This is a genomic window from Bacillus sp. LR_5 (genome assembly GCF_042709275.1).
In genome coordinates, this window is sequence record NZ_JAVAXX010000133.1 from 1 (window position 1) to 16,855 (window position 16,855).

Annotated in this window: 15 protein-coding genes; 1 reads left to right on the forward strand and 14 read right to left on the reverse strand. The window is 44.6% G+C overall.

Translation table 11 applies throughout. The features are described from left to right. Positions 1-150: 150 nt before the first annotated feature. The 6 genes from RAC86_RS22285 to RAC86_RS22310 form a co-directional block, all read right to left on the reverse strand. Positions 151-1,623, reverse strand: coding sequence for a nicotinate phosphoribosyltransferase (locus RAC86_RS22285; RefSeq protein ID WP_003228788.1), 1,473 nt, complete (start codon positions 1,621-1,623; stop codon positions 151-153). Positions 1,624-1,638: 15 nt separating this feature from the next. Beyond that, the gene (locus RAC86_RS22290; protein WP_283857199.1) at positions 1,639-2,190 is read right to left on the reverse strand and encodes a cysteine hydrolase family protein; all 552 of its coding nucleotides are present in this window, start codon (positions 2,188-2,190) and stop codon (positions 1,639-1,641) included. A gap of 96 nt (positions 2,191-2,286) precedes the next feature. Further along, positions 2,287-2,685, reverse strand: coding sequence for a YueI family protein (locus RAC86_RS22295; RefSeq protein WP_377886034.1), 399 nt, complete (start codon positions 2,683-2,685; stop codon positions 2,287-2,289). A 71-nt stretch (positions 2,686-2,756) separates the two neighbouring features. Then, entirely contained in the window at positions 2,757-3,005 is a 249-nt protein-coding gene (locus tag RAC86_RS22300; RefSeq protein ID WP_003228783.1) for a YueH family protein, read from the reverse strand. 72 nt (positions 3,006-3,077) lie between these two features. After that, positions 3,078-3,299, reverse strand: coding sequence for a spore germination protein (locus RAC86_RS22305; RefSeq protein ID WP_014477839.1), 222 nt, complete (start codon positions 3,297-3,299; stop codon positions 3,078-3,080). A 59-nt stretch (positions 3,300-3,358) separates the two neighbouring features. Further along, positions 3,359-4,468, reverse strand: coding sequence for an AI-2E family transporter (locus tag RAC86_RS22310; RefSeq protein WP_014480712.1), 1,110 nt, complete (start codon positions 4,466-4,468; stop codon positions 3,359-3,361). A gap of 114 nt (positions 4,469-4,582) precedes the next feature. Here RAC86_RS22310 and RAC86_RS22315 point away from each other — a divergent pair, with 114 nt between their 5' ends. After that, positions 4,583-4,972 carry a DUF2283 domain-containing protein gene (locus RAC86_RS22315; protein ID WP_326147047.1) on the forward strand — a complete coding sequence of 130 codons (390 nt, stop codon included), beginning with the start codon at positions 4,583-4,585 and terminating at the stop codon, positions 4,970-4,972. Between the two features lie 40 nt (positions 4,973-5,012). Here RAC86_RS22315 and RAC86_RS22320 read toward each other — a convergent pair whose 3' ends face one another. The 8 genes from RAC86_RS22320 to yukD all read right to left on the reverse strand — a co-directional run bounded on the left by RAC86_RS22320 (position 5,013) and on the right by yukD (position 16,816). Then, a complete protein-coding gene (locus RAC86_RS22320) occupies positions 5,013-5,249 on the reverse strand; it encodes a YuzF family protein (RefSeq protein ID WP_003220677.1) in 237 nt (78 codons plus the stop codon). A 176-nt stretch (positions 5,250-5,425) separates the two neighbouring features. Continuing rightward, positions 5,426-5,956 (reverse strand): HD domain-containing protein, encoded by a 531-nt coding sequence (locus RAC86_RS22325; RefSeq protein WP_003244444.1) that lies wholly within the window; start codon positions 5,954-5,956, stop codon positions 5,426-5,428. Positions 5,957-6,153: 197 nt separating this feature from the next. After that, positions 6,154-6,885, reverse strand: coding sequence for a (S)-benzoin forming benzil reductase (locus tag RAC86_RS22330; RefSeq protein ID WP_033884758.1), 732 nt, complete (start codon positions 6,883-6,885; stop codon positions 6,154-6,156). A gap of 62 nt (positions 6,886-6,947) precedes the next feature. Beyond that, positions 6,948-7,403, reverse strand: a complete 456-nt coding sequence (gene essA, locus RAC86_RS22335) for a type VII secretion protein EssA (protein WP_076457684.1) — start codon at positions 7,401-7,403, stop codon at positions 6,948-6,950. A gap of 31 nt (positions 7,404-7,434) precedes the next feature. After that, positions 7,435-10,659, reverse strand: a complete 3,225-nt coding sequence (gene esaA, locus RAC86_RS22340) for a type VII secretion protein EsaA (protein WP_377886035.1) — start codon at positions 10,657-10,659, stop codon at positions 7,435-7,437. Next, positions 10,656-15,143 carry a type VII secretion protein EssC gene (gene essC / locus RAC86_RS22345; protein ID WP_377886036.1) on the reverse strand — a complete coding sequence of 1,496 codons (4,488 nt, stop codon included), beginning with the start codon at positions 15,141-15,143 and terminating at the stop codon, positions 10,656-10,658. Before essC ends, esaA begins: the two co-directional genes overlap by 4 nt. 60 nt (positions 15,144-15,203) lie before the next feature. Continuing rightward, positions 15,204-16,562: a type VII secretion protein EssB gene (gene essB / locus RAC86_RS22350; protein ID WP_015251323.1), complete on the reverse strand. Its 1,359-nt coding sequence runs from the start codon at positions 16,560-16,562 to the stop codon at positions 15,204-15,206. A gap of 14 nt (positions 16,563-16,576) precedes the next feature. Further along, a complete protein-coding gene (gene yukD, locus RAC86_RS22355; RefSeq protein ID WP_003228763.1) occupies positions 16,577-16,816 on the reverse strand; it encodes an ESX secretion system protein YukD in 240 nt (79 codons plus the stop codon). Between the last annotated feature and the right edge of the window lie 39 nt (positions 16,817-16,855).

Genomic DNA, 16,855 nt, shown 5'->3' on the forward strand with positions numbered 1-16,855 from the left:
ACAAACACCCTCATTGACTTATCCCCCTTACAATACGCGCGGCTTTCACCCCTAAGTATATCAAATAATTTGACGAAAATTGTCTAAACATGAAAAATAATATATACATAAAGAAAACTGGCCCTTCGCGAACGAAAGGCCAGTTTTTCTTTATTCTTCCTCAAGCTCTTCTTCAATTCTGCTTTTCACTTCGTGGATCCGCTGCATTTTATTGCTCCAGCAGTCCTCGCTTAAATCAACCGGGTATTCCTCCGGCTTGCTGATTCTCTTATATTCCTCCCAAAGCAGGCTGAGGTTATCCTGCACATACTGCTGTATGTCTGAAATCTCAGGATTTTGGTAGCAAAGAATACCCTTCTCAAAAATCAGCTCATGAAGATCCTTCGCATAAAAATTCGTGACAAATTTGCTGATGAATGTATGAACCGGGTGGAACATTCTGAGCCGCTTCTGATCATTCACCTGCTCATCATAAAGCGCAATATAGTCGCCTTCAGAATGATGGTTGGACTGATTAATAATGCGGTAGACTTTCTTTCTGCCCGGTGTCGTCACTTTTTCAGGATTGGACGAAATTTTGATCGTGTCGACCATTTTCCCGTCTTCTTCAATGGCAACGAGTTTATAAACTGCGCCGAGAGCCGGCTGGTCATAGGCAGTGATCAGCTTCGTACCGACACCCCAGACATCAATGCGCGCTCCCTGAGCCTTTAAATTCATAATGGTGTGCTCATCCAAATCGCTTGAAGCAATCACCTTCGCATCTGTAAATCCTGCTTCATCAAGCATTTTCCGGGCTTTTTTTGACAGGTACGCCAAATCGCCGCTGTCCAGACGGATGCCAATGAAATTAATGCGGTCGCCGAATTCCTTGGCAACCCTAATCGCGTTTGGCATGCCTGAACGAAGCGTGTCATACGTGTCAACTAAGAAGACGCAGTCCTTATGTGTTTCCGCGTATTTTTTGAAAGCTGTATATTCATCGCGGTAAGCCTGCACAAGCGCATGCGCATGTGTGCCGGAAACCGGGATATTAAAGCGCTTTCCGGCTCTTACATTGCTTGTCGCGCTAAAGCCGCCGATTAAGGCTGCTCTTGCTCCCCACATGGCCGCATCCATTTCGTGCGCCCGTCTTGTTCCGAATTCAAGCGCAACTTCATCACCAATGACGCCTTTAATCCGGGCAGCCTTTGTTGCGATTAATGTTTGATAGTTCACAATGTTGAGCAAAGCTGTTTCAATCAGCTGCGCTTCTACCAGGGGTGCCTCCACCCTCATAATCGGCTCATTGTTAAAAACGAGCTCTCCTTCTTTCATAGAGTAAAGTGAACCTGTAAAAGATAACCCGCGCAAATATTCAATAAAATCTTCATGATACCCGAGTTCATCCTGTAAATAACTCAAATCGCTATCCGTAAACTTGAAATTTTCCAAGTATTCAATGGCTTTTTCCAAGCCCGCAAATACGGCATAGCCATTTTCAAACGGAAGCCTTCTGAAAAACAGCTCAAAAATCGCTTTCTTTTCATGAATGCCGTCTCTCCAGTACGTTTCCGCCATATTGATCTGATAAAGGTCTGTATGTAATGACAGGCTGTCATCTTTAAATCCGTACTCTAACACTGTTTTTCCCCTTCCTTACTCTGCCACTTGCGCTCCGATGCTGTTTGCAAAATGGGAAAGAGCCCATGCGTGCCCCTCCTGATTAAAGCTGGCAACAGCTTGTTTATGCACAACAATCCCAAAACCTTTGTTATATGCGTCAACAGCTGTATGCAACACACAAATATCTGTGCAGATACCGGCAAGGTGCAGTTCGCCAATCTGCCGCTCTCTGAGTTTGAGCTCTAAATCAGTTCCCGCAAAAGCAGAATATCTCGTTTTTTCCATGTAGTAAACATTAGGCTCATGTTCATGTTTCTGATATAGAGGCAAAAGCTTTCCGTACAGATCTTTTCCTTCCGTGCCTTTTATATTATGCGGAGGAAAAAGACGGGTTTCAGGGTGATATTGATCCCCTTCATCATGAGAATCTACTGCTAATACGACGTAATCACCGTTTGTGATGAATTCTTCAGTTAAATTGACGATCGCCTCTTCAATCATTCTGCCGGGCTCCCCGCAGGTCAATTTTCCGTCACTCGCCACAAAATCATTCGTATAATCAATACAAATAAGTGCTTTTTTCATAGCCGGCCTCCCCGCCATCAGTATGAGAACATTATATCTTATCTCCAGTTGTAAGTGAATTGCCATGAACAAAAAGACAAACGGTCCGTTTGTCTCTTAAGATTTCAGCACTGACCGATTATAAATGTCGTCCTGAATATATATCAATTCACGATTCACAGCGATGTCAGCCGCAATGACGATGCCTAAAGGCGTATGAAACTGAAGATCAGATACAATCTTGAAGGGCACTCCGTACCGGTTCGCCATTTGGATATAAGGAGAGTAAGACTGATACTGAAGCTCTCCATTAATCAAAAGGGTGACGTTATGGCTGTTTTTCAGCTCGTGCTCCGACTCTTTATACGGTTTGCTTCTAAGCACCTGTCCTTTCGTCAGTGCCAAAACGACTCTTTCTCTTAAAGAGCCTAAAAACAAATGGCGCTCGCCAGGCTTTGTCTCCAAAGGCCCATACATTCCTTGCTGCAAATAGAGATCCATTTTATCTTCACTCAAAAGCCTGTCCTCCCGTCTTGTTTGTCTTCATTATCACCTGATCAGGCAGGAGCTAAACTTTCAAGCGCCGTTTACATTTCTGTTACCCAATGAATGATTTTTTTGGCCAGCTCACCAGCAGGGGTTTCCTCTGTATGCCGGCGCAACGACGCTTCCAGCCGTTCAGGCAGAGTTGCTTTATCTTCTTCATAGGAAATGATCGTGCTCCACTCCAGCTGCGGTACCGCTACAAGCGTGCGCAGTTCTTTTCTGTTTTCATGCAGATAAACGTCCGTGATCATTCCGGTTTGCGTATTGATATTTGCTTTTCTGATTTTCATAACATGACCTCTCTATTTAAAGACTACCCATATTATACAATAAAAAAGCAACAGCCTCTTGTGAAAAGGCTGTTACCCGTTAAACGAAACTGTTTCATCAGTGATATCGGCATCTTTGAAGAGAGTTTTACTCGTTTGGTTGTTAATCTTCACAAAATCACCAAGCTGAAATGTGCCTGACCCCGCCCCTGAATGAGCGACGCTTTTGGGCGAAATCGCAAATACGTCTCCAAAGCTTGCCGCGGCATTACCCGTAACTGACATGATATAAATCGGCCCCACAATTGCAGGCATTTCCCCACCTCCGCATTGATTTACAGCATCATATGCAAGGAGCCGATAATGGTGCCCGCCTATTCAGCTGGCTTTGCGTTTTCCTCGAGTCGTGACCGCTGGCGCAGCTTGATCAAGCGGACAATATTCAGGAAGAACGCCTTCACTACCGCATAAACCGGCACCGCTAAAATCATGCCGAGAATTCCGCCGAAGCTTCCCGCTCCGATTAATAGCAAAATAATCGTAAGCGGATGGGTATTCAGCCGCTTTCCAATCACAAGAGGAGACAGCAGGTTTCCGTCCAGCTGCTGAACGATGACGACCACAATAATCGCAAACAGCGCTTTGGCCGGCGAGTCCATAAAACCGACAATGACAGCCGGCGCGGCACCGAGAAAAGGCCCGACATAGGGAATGATATTGGTAATCGCCATGACAATCCCAAGAATCAGGGCATACGGCAGTCCGGCAATTAAATAGCCGATAAAACACGCTGTTCCGACAAAAAGACAGATTAACAGCTGCCCCTGGAAATATGCCGCAAGCGTATCGGATAAATCTTTAAAAATCTTTAAGCCTTCTGTCCGATAAGAAGCCGGTAGAATTTTTACTGCCAAATGCGGAAAGCGGTGTCCGTCTTTCAGCATGTAAAAAAGGATAAATGGAACAGTAATAATAACAAGCGTGATGTTTGTCACGACGCCAAACACCGCAGATAAACTGGACGTGATATTTTGCGGCAGGTTTTGGAGAAAACTTGTCAATGACTGTTCAATTTTTGATATCGATACATAATCCTGGTTCATCATCCAGGTAAACCATTGAGAATGGGACAAATCCTTTGTCAGCGCCTGAATCTGTTTTATATAATCAGGAAGGTTGTTAAACAGCCCTGTCACCTGTGAGGTGATGATAGGTCCGACTGACGCTGAAATAAAGGCAAGCAAACCGATAAACAGTAAATAGATCAATAGAATGGATAATGTCCGCGGAATTTTTTTCTCAAGCAGGCGGACGACCGGATTAAATATGAAATACAAAATTCCCGCAATCAGCATCGGGAAAAACAATGTCGAGATAAAAACAATAAACGGCTGAAATACAAATGAAACTTTTGTTGCTACAAAAATAATCAGCAAAACAAATAAAATCTGCAATGTCCAAAAATGGACTTTTGATTTCAACAAGCTTTGTTCCTCCTAGTTTTTCTTTGTCTGTCAGATAAAAGAACTTATACCCCATCATTGTAACAAAAATGAACTCATATCAGAACTCTTAATATAATGAAAGGAGTGTTGGTGATGAAGGCCGTGACATACGATACAGATTCAGAACTGGCTTATATCTATGTTCTTCCTCCGAAAAAGAACAGGAATGTACGGACTGAGGAGCTCAGAGTCAATGATTGTCTCCTGCTGGATATCAGCCGAGACGGCAAAATCGCCGGATTCGAATGTTTTGGTGAGGCAGCACACCTCTGTGCCCCATTTGCCGGGAAATCCCGGCTATATGTAAAAGATTCAGACGGTTATCATTTTCGGGTCTGCCAGCATGCTTCAGTCCGTTCCTGCTATACGGTGTACGGTGTCACTTTCTGTTTTTCAGATGGTGACGATCAGGAATTTGCCGGCTTTGACCTTGATGGAACAATGTATCATAGTGCGTTTTTACAGCGCTTAACTGAAAAATAGGACGTCCCGGTGTACGCCTATTTTTCATGCGCAAGCACTGTTAGACCCGCTCACTGTAATCTGGGGTGACGGAAATCATGTGCTGGATTCTGATCAAACAAACAGAATTTCGGGCTCCTTCAATTGTGATATGGTCAGGTTTTACATCGATCAGTCTGCCTCTGACCGTATCTCGTACTGTCTGTATAACGAACCTTGAGCCGATGAGCTTTTTAATGGTCTGATAGACATAAGGATCGACTAAAGAGACCAGTTGCGGACTACCTTGGTTGACCATACTTTTATCCCCTTTGTGTGTTTTATCTCAGCTTATGCCGCGCTTATGGATAATGACACAGGCTTACCTGATAAAACAAAGGGGTGCGGAGATTTTAGGAGAATACGTTTGGAAGCGGGTGTAAAGGAAGTATCGATGAAGCGGAGACAGCGAAGAAAGCTGGCGCTGTTCCGTACTTATACAGGCTTTATCACGGATGCCTGGGCTTGGTCGATTAATTGGTCCAGCTTTTCTATTTTTTTTCGTGCGGTTGAAGGATCAATTTGGCGGTAATGATGGTGGCCGCCCGGCTCTTCATCCAGTTCGTCCGCTTTTTTGACAATCTGCTGCAGTGTGTTTTTATCTAATTCGCCTTCAGGCAAATAGGAATCTGTATGAAGCAAAATGGCTAGTGCAATCTCTTTTGCTGCTTTCGGTTCCTCGCCAAGCCGAATCAGAAGCTTATGCGCCCGTTCCGCCCCTTTAATGGCATGAATGTCATTTCTTTTGTATTTCTCATAATCCCACTTTCCGTCTGTATACCATTCATAATGGCCAATGTCATGAAGCAGTGCCGCTTTTGCTGCTAAATCAGGATTAATGTCAGCCTTCACAGACAGCCTGTATGCATGATAAGCGCAGGCAATCGCATGTGCCACGCCGGAACGCTGAAGATATTTTTGTGCAATTGGATGGGTGAAAACATCCATTAATGTAACCTTTCTCATGGAAACCCCTCCTTTAGATATTTTTAGAATCCTAACATAATTTGCAGAGAAACTCAATTCTTATGTCACATCATTTTGATCTTCTTATCATCATTGTTATACCCTAAAAGCAACGTTTCAGTCAGTATATGCGGCTGTTCAATAAAATGCGCTGGCTGTAGCCTTTTGTATAAAAAAAAGAGCAGAAAATATCTGCTCTACAAAAACTCTTTAATATCATAAATGCGGCCGTTTTCCGTCCCTTTTTCTAGTAAAGAAAGCAGCGTGCCGGCAATAAAGTCCGGACTGCGAAGGCTTCCTGTTTCATTTAATTTCCGGAATCGTTCAATGTGGTGGAAATCCTTTTTCGATGAAGAACGGATGACGGCCTGCATCTCAGTGTCCATCACTCCAGGTGAGAACGAAATCATGTTCACCGGCAGCTCTTCATCCTCCTGTTCAAATCCGAATGTCCTCGTAAACATGTCGAGCCCGGCTTTTGAACTGCAATACGCGCTCCATCCCTTATATGGATTTTTGGCGGCTCCTGAAGTAATGTTGACAACCGTCTTTTTGCCGCTGTATGAAGCAAACCGTTTTGTAAACAGCTGACTCAAAAGCACGGGCGCAGTCAGGTTCAGCTGATAATGGCGCTGAAGCTCGTCAAGAGACGCTTCGCCGGCACGTTTGATCGGCGTTACCATTCCGGCGTTATTGACCAGGGTAATACCAGAGTAACGATCTGGATCGATGGATGAGAGCAATGTTTCAAATTGCTGTTCAGCTTCTTCGAGATTGATGAGGTCTATTTGATGCTGCGTTAGTTTTTCATGAGAGACATCCGTTTTCGTTCTGGATAAGGCATGGACTTCATGCCCCTTTTCTAAAGCCTGTAATGCAATGGCTTGACCCAGCCCTTTTGACGCTCCGGTGATGATATAAAGTTCCATTGGAAACCTCCTTTTCCGTTATTATTGTACGGCACCGCTTTTACACAACACAAGCACGCGGCCTACGCCTTCTTGTTTTCCTGCGCTGTGACTTTTGGGATGAGGAACACGATGCCTGCAATTCCGAACAGGATCAGTACGACATAGATCATCGGCAGCAGCAATGATGATGTTTCTTGTTCATCTTCTGTTTCCGTTGATGATGTCTTTGTTATTGGTTTTTCTGCAAATGTAATTCCAAGCTGTTTCGACTGGGCCGCAATCGTGTTGGAATCCTCGGCATTTGTTGATGTAAACAAATCTTTTATCAGCTCGGCGTCCTTGTCCTTCGGTTTATCAAAAGTGATATCCTTTTGTTCCTCAGGCAGTTCTGTTTTTTCTTCATAGTAGGTATCTTCATGCAAATAATTCGTATCGATTTCGATGTCTTTTTTCTCATACTGGTTTGGCGCGACATCTGTATTTTCTTCAGTTTGGGCAGCAGCTGCAGAGGGTATGAAAAGGGAAAAGGAAAGCATACAAATCATGATCCCCTTTTCCATGCTGCGATCACGCTTCATACGTTTCATCGCTTTCTGCTGTGTGTTCAGCCATCAGCCGGATAATCAGCGGCAGAGCCGCGGCAATCACCGTAATGATCAGCAGAACTGTTATTCCCATTGTAAACAAGTGCCCAGTACCGTACTGGATGTCGATATATACTTTCGAAACCGGATCTTCAAATGTAAAGTTCGGCATGATCAAATCAATAAGCGGTGCGACATAGAATAGGATCATTGCCGCTGAAGCAACCCAGCCAGGGATTGATCCGAATATGAATGCCGTCCGGATGAAGGCAGAGCTTGCGACCAGCAATAGAATCGTAAACACCGACCACTTAATCGTCTGATCGTCCGGCAGTGAATAAATATTCAAGCCGAACAAGCTGATCATAAGTCCGACAAGGATATTCAGAATTCCGAATAACGCTCCTTTAACGAGAAGCGGTGCGTTTTGGTAATACGAGCTGAAATAGCCGATTAACAGACTGCTGATCAACACAATGACAAGGATGACAACCGGAGGTACCGTCTGAATTTTTTCTTCCGGAACCTCTCCGCTGATTTTAAGCGGATTCGCTAAGTAATCATATACATAGCCATTGTTTTGCCCGTCTACTAATGTATTTCCGAGTATGCCGTATACGTCATTTCGCACGAGTTTCGTGGAGGCTACATTTTTCCCCCAGTTGTTGTTTAAGGTGTCGGCTTTCGCTTGAACATCATTGACGCTTTGCTGCATGTTGGTTGTGTAATCAATGATGCCGGACTGGCGATCAGACAATGAACCCATCATGTCTGACATTTGCAGCACTTCCTGGCCGACCGTATCTTGGACACTCAGTGCCATGGTACCAGACAGCCCATCGTTGCTGAACGTCGCAGATTCCTGTGTTGCGCCCGTTACAAGCTGTTCTGACGCTTTTGCGGCACTTTCAGAGATTTTCGTCAGTTCGTCGAGAACACCTGCTTGAGAGTCACGGATATAGCCGCTGTAGTCGTCCGCAAATTTGGTCATGCCGTCGATGAAGCTGTTAATATCTTCATCAGTTTGCATCGTGTTGTTTTTGAGAGCTTCCCAGCTGGCTGATTCTTCAGGTGTGAGAGCCAGGACTGATTTGACGTTGCTCTGCTGGCCGTTAATGGCGCCGGCTTTTGCAGCACTGTCAATCGTACCGGATAATACAGAGTCATAAACAGACAAATATTTATAGTATCTCATTAAAGCGGAGATGCTTTCTGTATTGATTTCTCCTGAGAATTGAAGCTGATCTTTATTTTCAAGCTCGCGAATCGCACTGTAAATCCCTTCAAACTCCCGCTTTCGTTTCGCTTCGAGTCTTTTGAGATTATCATCGAGTGTTTTCACTTGGTCTTTGAGATCATCTATTTCATCATTAAGACCGTCCATTTGCTCTTTCAATTCTTGAAGCTTCTTTTTCAGTGCTTCATTATGTGTATTTTCTTTTTCCTTCAGCTCTTCTTCGATTTGCTTAATTCGTTCTGACGCTTTGCTGAGCTGTTCTTTTGCTTTGGCGATATCAGAAATGTCGCCGTTTCCTGGTTGATCTTGGTCCCCAGGCTCCGTCGTATCTCCACCGCTGCCGGTATCTCCTGCATCTCCGGTACCGTCTTCATTTGCCAGCTTGATAAATTGAAGGGCTGAGTCAGATGAAGCAGTCTGTTCGGCAGATGTGCCCGTTTCAGTTTTTCCGCTGTCTGACGCATCGCTGGGCTGCTCCTGACCGTCTGTTCCCTTCTGCTTGTCTTGATCCTGAGTACTGCCGTCCGTTTGTCCGTCATTACCGGTATCACTGCTGTTATTGTCGTTCCCTGTGTCGCCCTGTGTATCATCGGGCTTTGTACTGCCCCCGTCATCAGGTTTTTCTGGATTATCAGTGGACGGATCGTCTGGTTCAGTACCCGGGTCCTCCGGTGTTGGATCCTCTTTTTCAGGCTCCTTCAGATTGTCTGAAATATCCTGAATATCAGCAGCGATATTTTTCAGTTCTTCACGCTGTTTTTCAAGATCGATTTTCAGTTCTTCAGGATTTTCTTCTTTCGGGTCTTTATCTTTATCATTGTTGTCAGAGCCATCGTCTATGACTGGGTCGTCCCCTTTCGCAACTGTCAATGCCTGACGTGCCGGGACAAGCAATTGGTACACCTGATTTAGTGCAGCCTGTCTTGATGCGGCCTGATATTGATCGATTAAATTACTTAGGATTTTTGCCATGCCAAGTTCCTGCTGGGACACTTGGCCTTCCCTAATTTGCTGGGCGTTTGCCAGCACATTGCTGGTTTGTCCGAGCTGTGTCTTCGCTTGGCCGATCCCGGTTACCAACCCGCTCATGCGTTCGCTGAACTGATTCGCCTTTTGCTGTGCCTGGATGGCATCCAGACCTGTCCGGATTTGCTGCTGTGTTGAATCCTGTGCTGCCAAAAGCAGCTTTTTCTGATTCTCTTGATATTCCTTGTATCTTTCAACTGTATCAATGAACTCTTTCAGCGTGTTTTTAGCTTCCTCCGCTGTAGAAGCTTTTTCTTTTGTCGTGCCTTGCGCTTCATTCATTGATTTCTTCAGCTCATCGATTAAGTCTTTTTGCTGTTTGATTTCACCTGCTAAATCATTAGAGCTTGGTTTGTAAAAGTTGTACATGACATTCTGGAATTCAGATTCTTTATTGACGATCTTGTCAAATTCTCCTCTGATGTTGTCCACTTTTTGCGAAACAAAGTTCCAGTATAAGGCCGACATTTTTTTGTTCATTGTCTTTTGGGCATCCTCAAGCTCCCGCTGAACTTTTTCTTTGTTAACCGCATTCAGGTTATCTTGAATGCTGAATTCGAGCGTTGCTTTTTGAGGATGGTCTTTGTCATAGCTCAAAATGTTTTTTGAGAAGTCTGAGGGAATGTAGACGATCGCATCATATTTCTTTGAAGCGAGACCGGTCTCGGCCGCGCTTCGGTTTACGACCGTCCACGAATAATCAGGACGTTCACCCAGAACGGCCGCTACTTCCTTGCCGAACTGGGCGGATTTGTCCTCTTCATCAGACTTTACCTCATCACTCAATACGCCTGTGTCTTCATTCACCACCGCGATTTGCCGGGTGGAATTGACTGCTTTTTTCGTCGGATCGTCTCCGATAAATCGGAAAAACAAAACCGGCAGCAGCAAAATGATGATGACGGCGGATATTAACTTGATCAAGCTTTTTCGTTGTTCTGTCATCTAGCACTCTCCCTTTCAGCAGAACATAAAGGAATTTGAACTTTTTGCTCCTTCCCGTTTTCCACAACATATCCGAAGCCCGGCTGAATCTCAGGCTCCTGTCTTTGGTACGGGAGAGGAATGACATTTTGCTCAGACTTTTTCATCAGCAGAATCGCGTGGCGGATTTGCTTCATCTCAGTCGTCAAGGAGTCATAGCCTTTTGAGAATTCGCTGTGGTTTCCGCCCGGGATAAAGCTGAACCCAAGATGAGCGTATGATTTCATGAAGTTAGCGAGACGATCTTGTATTCTCGTATCAATCGTCTGCTGGAATCTCGTTATCCCGTCAATCATCAGCACCACTTGTGAGAATCGCAGATTTTGCGCGTCTCCTTGGCGGACGGCTTCCACATACATGGCCTCTCTAGTTTTGAAAATGTCTTCTGCTGTTTCAATCCACTGCTCAATATCTTCTTTCGTTTCCAAATATGAAACATCTGATTCCTTCGCATAATGAGATAAGCCGCGGTCAATCGAGTCAAACAGGCCGATCATTTCAGTTTCATCATCAATCAGATGTTCGAGCATGACTTTTAAGACGTTTGTTTTCCCGCGCTGAGTCTGGCCTAAAATCAGGCAGTGCTTATGCTTGCCTAAATCAAAATAGACTGGGCTGACTGTTTCTTCATGAAGCCCGATCGGTACAGATAAAGGCTTGCGTTCCAGCTTGAAGCGGAGAGAAAATTCTCTCGTAGACAAGCTCTCAGGCAGCATCGGAATCGGTGCCGGCTGCTCCATTGAAGCAAATCGCCCTTGAAGTTTCTGTACGTCTGATTTCAGCTCGTTGAACATGCCGATATCATCATCGGCGTCAACAGGCAGGAACATTTGCGCGAAATAAAGCTCTTCCTTTTGAATGATGACGCGTCCCGGAATCGGCTCAAGATTGAATTTCGGACGGCCGTAAATGGAATATCCTTCTGATTGATCCATGAGATAATGGACAACCTTTGTTTTCAAGTTATTTAACAATGACTGGCGGACAGCATTCACCCGCGTTGCTGTCAGCATAAAGTAGATACCCAAGCTTTGTCCGTCTCTGGAAAGCTGGACAAATTCCGATTCAAGCTCATGCATCTCATCCTTGACAATGTCAAAGTTGTCAATGGTGATAAAAATGAATGGAAGCTCTTCTTCGCTCAGCGCATTGTACATTTTGATGTGGCTGATTTCTTTTTCCCGGAACAAACGTTTACGGCGGTCAATTTCTTCTTTGATTCGAATCATGAACTTTTCAATTTTTCTTGACTGGTCCATCAGGAAGTAATCCGCGGTATGCGGGAGCTTCGCTAATGGCAGCAGCGTTCCGTTTCCGAAATCAAAGATATAGACATGAAGCTCTTCAGGTGTGTATACGTCCGCAAAACTCATCAGGAACGTTGCGGCTGCAATCGATTTTCCGTAGCCCGAAGAGCCGAAGATGCCGATATTTCCATCTTCCATCATCTTATAAGCAATTGGCGCCTGTCTTTGCAGATCAGGTTCATCGACATACGCAAAGTGGAAATGGTCTTTTTCGTTTGAAGGGAAAAGAGTGCGCGGAATACGTTCCGCAAGCGGCAGCAGCCAAGGGCTTGGCAGCTTCTCGATTCCCATTTCATCTTGGATGCGTTCAATTTCGTCAACTACAGCTTCGATTTCGGTTTGAACGTCTTTTTTCGCGTTATCTTCGGTATCAACCTCAGAAAGCGGGATCAGACCCGTATCTGTGACGATCGCGATTTCATCCTCGGTACCGTAGACTTCCTCTAAGTAAGGCGCCCCGCTCCATGCAGATTGGAACAGCTCATACACTTCATTGTTTCCGACCTGCAAATAGCCGCGGCCTGTGACGGTAATGTTTGCGGCATCGCTGTTTTTCAAAATTTCTTTACTGTCGGTGGCATCCTGGACCTTGAGCGCTACTTTAAAGCGCGAGTTACTCCAGATCTGGTCGTCGATGATGCCGCCTGGCTTCTGTGTCGCCAAAATCAAATGAACGCCGAGGCTTCGTCCGATACGCGCGGCACTGACAAGCTCCCTGATAAAATCAGGCTCCTCGCTTTTCAGCTCGGCAAACTCATCAGAGATTAAGAACAAGTGAGGCATCGCCACTTCTGCTTTCCCTTGCTTGTATAGCTTTGTATAGTCATTGATGTGATTGACTTGATACTGGTCAAACAGGCGCTGCCTTTTTTTCAGCTCGCTTTTAATGGAAGCAAGCGCACGCATACTGAAGTTTTTGCTTCCTTCAATATTTGTGATCGTGCCGAGGAGGTGGGGAATGTTGCGGAACGGCTGCGCCATTCCTCCGCCTTTATAGTCAATTAGTAAGAAAGCCGCTTCATGCGGATGAAAATGCACTGCAAGTGACAAGATGTAGGTCTGGAGAAATTCACTTTTCCCTGATCCCGTTGTCCCCGCAAGCAAGCCGTGCGGACCGTGTGCTTTTTCGTGAAGGTTCAGATACACAATGTCATCTTTCCCTTTATAGCCGATCGGCACTGACAGCGACTTCGACGATTCACTTGTCAGCCATCTTTGCTGAATGCCGATTTCTTTTACTTCCTTCGCATGAAAAAGCTCCAGGAACGATACCGTTTCCGGAATGGAATTCGTAATGCCGACCTGGTGGTTCAGCGTCCGCAGTGTGCGTGAAAACCGTTCGTTGTCCTCACGCTGATGATGATCGAGACGGAACGGAATTCTTACCGCTTTTTTCTTTTGTATTAAAATGTCGCCTTCATGCTCATTGATGTAGCGGACAAGAGTTGTAATGTTTTCCGACAAGCTTTCCTTTGTTTCCGCCGCGACAATTGTCGAGATGCCCAGATGCTCATGCTGTCCTTCTAAATATTCGAGAATGACATGCTCAGAGATCAGCTGCTGATTCGTGATGACAAATACAAAATGCGGTTTGAACTGCAGTTTTTCTTTGTCATCTTCGAGATCACGCTCTCTGATCAATTCGTAAAGTGAAGACAGGAGCTGATCTCGCGTTTGCTCATTATAAATAAATCCTTTTGCATAAATATGGGGCATTTGAAATTGCGGAAGCCACTTCATCCACTCCCAGTCTTTATACTCTTCTTCATGAAAAATAAATACAAAACGCAAATCGTGATAGCTGTTAAAGAACGACAGCTGTCCGATTAGCTGGTGAATCTCATTTTTCACAATTTGTGATTTACCGACAAGCCCCATCGGACCTTCTGCCAAATCGACCGTCACCGGCGCATTACGGATATCTTTATAGACGCGTTGCATGTGCTGCGATTTCTCCATGAGGTCATCGATATCACGATTCGCCAAGTCTCCGCCACTCATATTGATTTCATAGCTTGACGGAACTGTTCCCGTCCCAAGCCGCAGCTGGAGATAATCCTTGCTTTCAAGTGATTTTTCCCAGATCCGGTCACTGATTTCACTTGTTAAGTATTTCATTTGTTCAAATGAAGGAAAGTGAAATTCAAGAACCTGCTTTTGCTTTTCAGCAAGTGCCTGAAGCTCTTTCCGCTTATTGTCTAAGTAAAGCTTATATACACGCTCCCGTTTTTCCTCGCGTTTTTTCCGCTGGTTTTTATCACGGAAATATTGCACTGTCGAGGTAATGAGAGTCATCATAAACATCGCCAAAGAAACGAGTATAAATATGCCGCGCGGCTGGATGATGGCAACTACGCCCATCACGATCAGCATCACAAGCGGAGGCAGGATGACGAGCCACAGCCCTCTGTTGGTTTGATCGCTCTCCTGAGAGGGAAAACTGAAAGAAACGCGGTCATCCGGCAGATCGTATACCATCCGCGGCGTTCTTCTATACTGCGGATATTTTTTCTGCATCTCTGTACTCGGTTTGACCGTTTCTGTTAACGTTGTTTCAAACTGGGCATAATGAACAATTTCTAAAAGGTCTTGTTCCGTCACCCTCATTTGCGTGAAGTTCCAGAATATTTCATCCCCCGGCTTGAGCGGCGTATTGGCGTTGATTTTCTCTCCGTTCAAGAAGATCGTTCCGCTTTCAGGGCGGACCGACCAGCTGCCGCCTGCACGGAGCAAAGAAAACGTGCTTTGTTCTGCAAATGCAAAATCTTGCGGATTCAGATAAATATCTGCATTCGTTTTTTCTGAGGAACATACAATTTCATCCCGATTTCCCGTAAAATAAACGGATTTCTCAGGTTCACTGCCCGTCAATATCAAGCGTATATCCTGCTGATCCGTTTGGAGAGTAAATGATATATCCGTCTCAATCGTGCCGAGACAATCATTTCCCAGGAAAACTTCGTATTGGCCGCCGGATTCCTTTCTTTTAAGAGAAACCACGCCGCTATTAAATGGAATGGTGCTGATCGTAACAGAATCCTTCACATCAGGCCCTATGGTCACCGGATGAGACGACGGGAGGTTAGACAGATTTAATTTTTGAACGTTATTTTGGTAAAAAACCCATAATAGACTCAAATGGCGAACCCCCTTACGGCCGAATGGCAGCATGCGATGACCTGTGCTTCATGTCTCACGTTATTTGTCATCTTTTTTCTCATCTTTCTTTTCTGTTTCTTTTTTCTCGTCTTCTTTTTTCTTCTGTTCTTCTTTTTTCGCTTTTTCCTCGGCTGCGGCTTTTTCTTCTGCCGCTTTCTCTTCTGCTTGTTGTTTTTCTTCGTCTGTTTGTGTCTGTTCTTCGCTTGTATCGACTAACGATGTTTCAGAATTAGACTGTTTATTTTCTTGACGTTCTTTTTGCGCTTTTTCAAGCTCACTATTTACTGAGTCAAGTTCTTTTTGTATGTCTTCATCATTTGTATCCTCAGATAAAAGCTGCTGTTTATATTTAGCTAGGGCAAAGTAAATATAATCATTGTATTCAAGCTTACGGCCGATACTGATCGCTTCTTTGTATTCTCCTCTACCATAATCAATCCAATATAAGAAATGCTGAGGGTCTGATTGAAGAGTAACTAAATTATTTTCTATATTTTTGGTTTTTGCACTCCCCAGGTTTTCGACCTCAACATAGGACGTCGCCAGCTGATACTGCACCGATTCAGGCAGGCTTTCCGCATCGTACTTGGACAGTGTGCTGATGACTTCACTGTACTGCTTGTTTAAGAACGCACGGTTGCTGTCCACTATCGCCTGGTGCTTTGGCTGCGCGAAAAATAAGGCGTACATCGAATAAATAAGTGCCGGTACAAGCAAAACAATAAGCCCCAGGCCGATATATCGCTGGATGTTCCACTTCTTTCTCGGGATATGTATGTATGTTTTTGCTTTGGCTTCGAGCTCATCAATATGGGTTTGAATCAGCTCGAGCAAATCATCATAGGATTCAGCATCTAATATCGCCTTTGCCTCTGCGGAGAACGTCAGCGTTTCATTGAATTTCAGGTAGTCTTCAAACGCAAAAGCGCCGTCAACTGCCAAAGCCGCTGCCGCTTTCAGCTCCTGCCATACTCTTTCCTCATCACGCTCGTAAGGAGGAATGCTTTCTTTTACTCCATAATGGAGAAAATAAGGCGTAAGCCCTTTATCGAATACAATGTTTTCAGGAGCGACAATCAAATTCAGCCTCGACAGATTGTGCTGCTGTACGGCTTGAACAAGCTGATAGGCAAACTGCCATTTACTTTTTTTATCCTTAGCTTTCATGAAGCGGAATGCTTTATAGGAGGAGGGAGGTTGGATTGTGATGATTACTTCATCATCCGTCACATCGATTTCTTTATGAAAAAATGGATTTATATCTTTGATCACGTTAGCTTCAAGACCGTCGAGAAGCTTTATTTTTTCCCGTTGAAAGGTAAATGTATAGCCGGCATCTGTTTTCTCGGCAACAGCTTCTAATTGGTTTTCTAAATATGATTTTTGTTCACCTGACATTCAACCAGATCCTTTCATAATATTTCAAGCCGGTCTCCGTTTGTAATGCCGCAATCAGACAGCTTGCATTCTCCGGAAAACACCTTATCCTTGTTCACCACTCTGATCCAGTGCCCTTCGCGCGGAGGCATAGATACGCTTTGGGCCTGCCAAGCAATATCAATTACTTTTTTCACCGGGTGGTAATCTGACAATCTGAGATCAAAGACACTGCCGTTATAATGTTTCAAATCTATTGTAATATCAATATACATTTAGGATCACCCTTACATAGAAAGAGCGCCGTCTTCTTT